Raw genomic sequence first — 5,956 nt, 5'->3', positions numbered from 1 at the left:
ACTGGGCATTGGTTTTCAGTTCTAGGTATGATTACTGTATTAAGGGGAATATATGAAGCTAATCACATCCATTATTAAGCCGTTCAAACTTGACGAAGTTCGTGAAGCCTTAGCTGAAGTAGGCGTTACCGGACTCACTGTTACTGAAGTTAAAGGCTTTGGTCGTCAAAAAGGTCATACCGAACTCTATCGTGGAGCCGAGTATGTAGTCGACTTTTTGCCTAAAGTAAAAGTAGAGGTAGTCGTTGCATCTGATCGCGTAGACTCCGCAATCGAAGCAATTACTAAAGCAGCACGTACTGGCAAGATTGGCGATGGCAAAATTTTTGTTAGCCCAATTGAGCAGGCTATTCGTATTCGTACTGGCGAGACTAACGACTCAGCAGTCTAAACACTGCCCTCAGAAGATGCTAACTCCCAGTGAGTTAGCGCAACTGAGAGTCGGTCCGGTCAGGCGACGTAGTCACCACCTCAGCAGCTTCCAACACTAGAGTTTTGTGATTTGAATTAGTCAGGCGGACTTTTGCGCCCTGAAAAAAGATATCCACCTGAGAAAGGTCACTCGTTAGGACTTTAAATGGTGGTTTGCCATAAAAAGATGCGCCTACACCAGACTCAAGCATCTTATTTTGTAACTTTCCAGAAGCATCGTTTACGCAGACAACTTGTTTTGATTTTGCTTGCACATAAACCATTTCTGCCGCCTTACGAGGTGCATCTGGTTTATAACTGATGATGCCCTCCTCAGCAGGACAGGCTGTTGATGCCTCAGCACTGACAACGGGAACCGCAAGCACTGGGGCAACAACTGCCGGAGGGGCTGTAGCAACCGGGGGAGGCTCCGCTGGGGTTGCCGCAGGAACTGGCTCAACAATTGCCTCCTTAACAACAATGATTTCTTCTGGCTTGTCCGCAAATAACAATGGGCGCAAATTGATCACAGCAAACACTGTAGCAGCAATCACGCTGAGCCAAAGAAAGCGGTTCTTTTGTGATTTAGGTTTTGATTCAGCTGCAGCACTAGGCGATGGATTTTCTGTAGCCTGAACTTTTTTAGCGGGCTCTGGGATTTCTTTTGCTAGCTCTTTTACTGATTCTTTTGGCTGAGCAACCTCTTCTGCTGCCACTACTCTTAAGGGTTGAACCCGCTTCTCTTCTTCAAGCTTTGGAGCTTGAACCAACTTAGCTTCTGCAATAGGCAGATCATCTGAACTTGAAGTGCGCGCCTCTTGGGCCTGTGGGCCGAAGTCAAATGCCTCCGCATCGCTTAAATTGAGTAGCTTTGCCACTTTTTTAGCGGCGGTAAATTTAATTTGAGCTCCGTAGAAGGAGCTCATTTCACCACTTTCGATTTGCTCAATCTGACGAGTAGACAAACAAGCTTTTACACCAAGCTCCTTGGTGGAGAGACCCAGCTTTTCCCTAGCCTCTGCAAAGGCTTCTTTGACAATCTCAGGTGGCGTAGAGTTTGAATTCACAAAAGTACTTTAAGTGCTTTAGATAACAAAATAAATTAATAAGAAATCATAGTCAGGAAATAGGCTTAGGGAAATTAGCCTAAGGGCTAGTTGTTTTGGAAATTTTCTAAATCAGATTCAAGATACTTTGCGACTAATACCTGAACTGATTCCACGTTCATCTTATCCATTACTCTTGCCTTATGAACCTTAATCGTGGCATCAGTTGTGCCCAGTTTGACGGCAATATCCTTATTAAGCAATCCCTTGACTAACCAAAAGCAGACCTCCCTCTCTCTGGGGGTAAGGGTAGCATAATCTTTCTTAGTTTCCACCTCTTTGGAAACGCGTTTTAGCTGACGTCTATCAAACTCCAGGGCATCGGCAACGGCCTTCAACAAATCCTCCAAATTGAAGGGTTTAAAGAGGAAATCAACGGCACCACGCTTCAGGCTTTTGACGATTTGATGAGGGTGGCTCTGGCCACTGACAAACACAATCGGGGTTTTACGACCCAGTTGGACCAATTTCTCCTGTAAATCCAGGCCAGTCATATCTGGCATTTGCATGTCGAGCAGGATGACTGCGGGCGCTACTGGAACTGAATGTTCTAGAAATGTCACTGCGGAGGAGAAATCTTCCACGATATACCCGACGTCTTTTAGCATTCGGCTCAGAGAGGTGCGCATCGACTCATCGTCGTCAATTAGGTAGATGTGGCCAACTTTAGTCATTGAATTTGAAGGAAAAAGTAGTAGGTAGAGGCAATGTACCGCAGCTTTTTTACTAAGGATATTAGCCCTCAAGCTAATTCTGAGCCTTAATCACCAAATACAATAGAACAATCTGCTTATTGCAAGCTATGAAACAGGGCAGGAATGTCTGCATAAACCCCTGCGTTCCACCTAGTCTCACGGCACAATAGAGCTTTTCGACAAATTCTTTTCTGGAGTCAATATCAGCATGAAACGCCTTAATGAACGCTCGCGCAATGTCACCGAAGGGGTTGCTCGTGCACCCAATCGCTCAATGTATTACGCGATGGGCTACCAAGAGAAGGATTTTGTTAAGCCGATGGTTGGCGTAGCAAACGGTCATTCGACCATTACTCCTTGCAATAGCGGTTTGCAAAAACTGGCAGACGCTGCGGTAACCGCCCTTGAAGAAGCTGGTGCAAAAGCACAAATGTTTGGTACCCCTACCGTGTCTGATGGCATCGGCATGGGTACTGAGGGCATGAAGTACTCCCTCATCTCCCGTGAGGTGATTGCTGACAGTATTGAAACTTGCGTCAATGGATTATGGCAAGACGGCGTTGTGGTTATCGGTGGCTGCGATAAAAATATGCCAGGCGGCATGATGGCAATGGCCCGCACCAATGTACCAAGTATCTATGTGTATGGCGGAACAATTAAACCTGGTCATTTCAAAGGCAAGGATCTGAATATCGTTTCTGCGTTTGAAGCCGTTGGTGAGTTCACCTCAGGACGTATGAACGAAGAAGACTTAAAGGGTGTTGAACAACACGCCTGTCCAGGTAGCGGCTCTTGCGGTGGTATGTATACAGCGAACACCATGAGCTCCTCATTTGAGGCTTTAGGTATGAGCTTGCCTTACTCCTCCACAATGGCCAATGAAGATGCTGAGAAAGTTGCCAGCGCTCATGAGTCAGCGATTGTGTTAGTTGAGGCTATTAAGAAAAATTTGCGCCCTCGTGACATCATCACTAAAAAATCCATTGAGAACGCAGTGAGCGTGATCATGGCAGTTGGTGGATCTACCAATGCTGTTCTCCACTACCTAGCAATTACTAGTGCTGCTGAGATCGACTGGACGATTGATGACTTCGAACGTATTCGTAAGCGTGTTCCTGTCATCGTGGATATGAAGCCTTCTGGACAATATTTGGCAACTGACCTTCACCAAGCTGGCGGTATTCCGCAAGTCATGAAGATTTTGCTTGATGGCGGACTCTTGCATGGTGATTGCATGACTATTACCGGCAAAACAATCGCTGAAACATTGAAAGATGTTCCCTCGGTACCGCGCGCCGATCAAAAGGTCATTCGTACTTTAGATAACCCACTGTACAAGCAAGGTCACTTAGCTATTTTGAAGGGCAACATCTCCCCCGAGGGTTGCGTTGCCAAGATTACCGGCCTCAAGAACCCATCCATTACCGGCCCTGCTCGTGTATTTGACTCTGAGGATGATGCAATGGCGGCCATCATGGCGCAAAAGATCAAAGACGGTGACGTCATGGTCATTCGTTACGAAGGCCCTAAAGGTGGTCCTGGTATGCGTGAGATGCTTGCCCCTACCTCTGCCCTCGTTGGTCAAGGTTTAGGTGAGACAGTTGGCCTCATTACTGACGGACGCTTCTCTGGCGGTACTTGGGGCATGGTGGTTGGTCACGTTGCTCCTGAAGCATTTGTGGGTGGCACTATCGCCCTCATCCAAGAAGGCGACTCTGTGACGATCGATGCCCATAAGCTACTCATTCAACTCAATGTGAGTGATGAAGAGATTGCTAAGCGACGTGCTGCTTGGGTACAGCCTAAGCCACGTTATACCCGCGGCTTACTTGCCAAGTATGCTCACCTCGCCAGCACTGCAAGTAAAGGTGCAGTAACGGATCTGAATTTGGATTAATCCCAAACAACAAATCCAATGCGGTAAAACAAAAGCCCCTAAGTAAAACTAGGGGCTTTTTTTCATACCTTTGCTACAAGTTACAAAAGCGAGTGCTTAGTGCTTCATCGCTCCGCCGTGGCCACCAGCAGGATTGCCCATCGCATTGACAGGCATCTTCACTTCAACTTCACCCGCTTTAGCAAACTTGAGTTTAACTGGGACAGTTTCGCCAGCAGCCAAAGGTGCTTTGATATTCATAAACATTAAATGTAAGCCGCCTGGCTTCAATTCCACTGCACCACCTGCTGGCACTGGTATATCTTTCACTTGGCGCATTTTCATGACATTGCCTTCCATGGCCATTTCATGCAACTGAACTTCACCTGATACTGGTGAGCTTGCAGAAATAAGTTGATCAGCAGCACCTTTGTTTTCAATCTTCATAAAGCCGCCAGCTACTTGCTGACCAGGAACTGTAGCACGCGTATAGGCGTTTTCAATTTGCACGCTACCAACTTTAGCATTTTGCGCTTGTACAGTAGCAGCCAAACCTAAGCCAACGACAGTAGCTAGTAAAGCATTTAATAATGTATTACGTTTCATTCGAACATCCTCCTAGTTAATCTTAAATCCCGAGATATCTCTCAAGTTCTTTTCCAAACTGCTCTCGCCCATTGGTACCAACAAAAAAACCAATTGGCACCTCTTTAGCGGAAGTCTTCAAAACCAAATCTTTTCCCGTTGATTCGTTATAAACCAACTTAGTCCAAATAGTGTTGAACTCATGCTGTTGAATCTTGCCACCCCAACTTCTTTCTAATAAGAGCTGCTTGCCGACAATCGTAATCTTTTCGTAATCCAATGCATGTCTTGTATAAACATATAAAGCAATCGTGACCGCTAGAATCTCAATAGAGGTAAAAATGAGAATTATCCAGGCCCCAATCAAATAAAAATAGCCTGCCACTAAAAGAGAAAAGGTCACAATAGATATGTAGAAACCTCCCACCTGCTTAGGGGAAAAGGAGCAATTTCTTTTCATCAACCAAGTTTGCATTCTGCTACTTTAACTCCAACAAAAAATAAAACTCATTCAGCTGGCCTATCAGACTCTATCAAGGGATAAGCATCTGCCACATAAGCTGGGCCCTTTGATAGCATGATAATTAAGGCGGCAATGGCTAAAGTCAGAACCATACTCAGAAAGAAGATCTCTGTACTGATAACCAAGATATCAATGATTCGCTCCGCTTTAGATGACAACAATAATCTTGCCAGCAAGCTAGGTAGTGAGATTGCTAGAACACCCATTACTGTAAATTGGGGTAACTGAAGCAAAACCTTGCGCTCCAAACCTGGCTCATAGGTTTGATACCCAGGCAGTTTTCTTAGCCACTTACTCATGCTGCAAGTCTATCGTAATAACTATTGGCGCTGCCACGTACGAAGATATCTCTTTTTTCAGCCAGTTCAGATCTCAGTGTATCGAGCCTCTCATCAATCATGGCATATACAGGTCGCAAAGATTTAGCCTGTTCAGATAAGAGGCTGCTGAGCTCCCTCTTGGAGAAAACACTCATACCAGCTGTACCCATTAAAGCAAAAATACCGGTGCCTAGCTGAAGCTTGTATTTTTCAATGTCGTTAATCTTTTTATACAAAATGGCCAGGTCTTTTAAATAGCTTCTACCAATCTTCTTGGGAACATAACCCAAGTAGTGATGGTCAAAACCCTGAATCAAGGCGTCATCTGAAGATAAGTCTTTAGGAAGCTTAACCAGAAGTGCCCTTCTAGAAGAATGATTAATCCAAATATACCGGATCAGTTCTACACAGGAGTAGCGGTCGATTGGCTTACGCGATGG

Annotated in this window: 8 protein-coding genes; 2 read left to right on the top strand and 6 right to left on the bottom strand. The window is 45.4% G+C overall.

The features are described 5' to 3' along the window. Window positions 1–52: 52 nt before the first annotated feature. Complete coding sequence (locus B7Y67_RS09645; protein ID WP_215303029.1) at window positions 53–391, top strand: P-II family nitrogen regulator; 339 nt, start codon at window positions 53–55, stop codon at window positions 389–391. 34 nt (window positions 392–425) lie between these two features. Here the strand turns inward: B7Y67_RS09645 and B7Y67_RS09640 are convergent, their stop codons facing one another. Continuing rightward, window positions 426–1,478, bottom strand: a complete 1,053-nt coding sequence (locus B7Y67_RS09640; protein WP_293598458.1) for a helix-turn-helix transcriptional regulator — start codon at window positions 1,476–1,478, stop codon at window positions 426–428. An 86-nt stretch (window positions 1,479–1,564) separates the two neighbouring features. After that, entirely contained in the window at window positions 1,565–2,191 is a 627-nt protein-coding gene (locus tag B7Y67_RS09635; RefSeq protein ID WP_293598457.1) for a response regulator, read from the bottom strand. A 229-nt stretch (window positions 2,192–2,420) separates the two neighbouring features. On the opposite strand from B7Y67_RS09635, the gene ilvD reads away from it, so the two are divergent. Continuing rightward, window positions 2,421–4,109 (top strand): dihydroxy-acid dehydratase, encoded by a 1,689-nt coding sequence (ilvD, locus tag B7Y67_RS09630; protein WP_293598456.1) that lies wholly within the window; start codon window positions 2,421–2,423, stop codon window positions 4,107–4,109. A 96-nt stretch (window positions 4,110–4,205) separates the two neighbouring features. On the opposite strand, the gene B7Y67_RS09625 is transcribed toward ilvD, so the two are convergent. The 4 genes from B7Y67_RS09625 to B7Y67_RS09610 all read right to left on the bottom strand — a co-directional run. Then, entirely contained in the window at window positions 4,206–4,694 is a 489-nt protein-coding gene (locus B7Y67_RS09625) for a copper chaperone PCu(A)C (protein ID WP_293598455.1), read from the bottom strand. A gap of 22 nt (window positions 4,695–4,716) precedes the next feature. After that, window positions 4,717–5,133 carry a DUF2244 domain-containing protein gene (locus B7Y67_RS09620; protein WP_293598454.1) on the bottom strand — a complete coding sequence of 139 codons (417 nt, stop codon included), beginning with the start codon at window positions 5,131–5,133 and terminating at the stop codon, window positions 4,717–4,719. 47 nt (window positions 5,134–5,180) lie between these two features. Next, window positions 5,181–5,495: a hypothetical protein gene (locus tag B7Y67_RS09615; protein ID WP_293598453.1), complete on the bottom strand. Its 315-nt coding sequence runs from the start codon at window positions 5,493–5,495 to the stop codon at window positions 5,181–5,183. Beyond that, a partial coding sequence (locus tag B7Y67_RS09610) for a hypothetical protein (protein ID WP_293598452.1) occupies window positions 5,492–5,956 on the bottom strand: 465 nt, incomplete at its 5' end. The genes B7Y67_RS09610 and B7Y67_RS09615, both read right to left, overlap by 4 nt.

Source organism: Polynucleobacter sp. 35-46-11 (assembly GCF_002281105.1).
This window is presented reverse-complemented; position numbering and strand designations above follow the sequence as displayed.

Coding starts and splice junctions, on each gene's coding strand:
- ilvD (WP_293598456.1), top strand. CDS start 2,421: ATGAAACGCCTTAATGAACGCTCGCGCAATGTCACCGAAGGGGTTGCT.
- B7Y67_RS09645 (WP_215303029.1), top strand. CDS start 53: ATGAAGCTAATCACATCCATTATTAAGCCGTTCAAACTTGACGAAGTT.
- B7Y67_RS09620 (WP_293598454.1), bottom strand. CDS start 5,133: ATGAAAAGAAATTGCTCCTTTTCCCCTAAGCAGGTGGGAGGTTTCTAC.
- B7Y67_RS09635 (WP_293598457.1), bottom strand. CDS start 2,191: ATGACTAAAGTTGGCCACATCTACCTAATTGACGACGATGAGTCGATG.
- B7Y67_RS09625 (WP_293598455.1), bottom strand. CDS start 4,694: ATGAAACGTAATACATTATTAAATGCTTTACTAGCTACTGTCGTTGGC.
- B7Y67_RS09615 (WP_293598453.1), bottom strand. CDS start 5,495: ATGAGTAAGTGGCTAAGAAAACTGCCTGGGTATCAAACCTATGAGCCA.